The 253-nt window shown below is 61.7% G+C and carries 1 pseudogene; it reads right to left on the bottom strand.

Features of this window, described 5'->3' with window-relative positions:
• Positions 1–123: 123 nt before the first annotated feature.
• Positions 124–246: pseudogene (locus FV226_RS27805) on the bottom strand (IS6 family transposase); the annotation flags it as partial.
• Positions 247–253 lie beyond the last annotated feature (7 nt).

Raw genomic sequence — 253 nt, 5'->3', positions numbered from 1 at the left:
CAACCACGATGTGAGGAGCGTTCGTCATAGGTCCAGACACAGGGCCGATACAGCGCCATCCCGCGCCATCCCCTGTATCCAGACCCAGACCCTATCCGCACAAGGCAGCCGTCACCGAGCGCTTACGAACAGCTCCTCGATATCGCGGTAGCTGAGTGGGTAGCGCAGGTACCAGGAGACAGCCTGTACGATCAGGGTCGCTTCGAAGTGCCGACCCCTGAAGTCGGTCTTGGCCCGCTGCTTCAGCTTGGCG

Origin of the sequence: Methylobacterium sp. WL12, from assembly GCF_008039475.1 — a bacterium.
GTDB lineage: Bacteria > Pseudomonadota > Alphaproteobacteria > Rhizobiales > Beijerinckiaceae > Methylobacterium > Methylobacterium cerastii.
The sequence above is the reverse complement of the archived record's forward strand: the minus strand, read 5'-3'. Positions and strand labels throughout refer to the sequence as shown.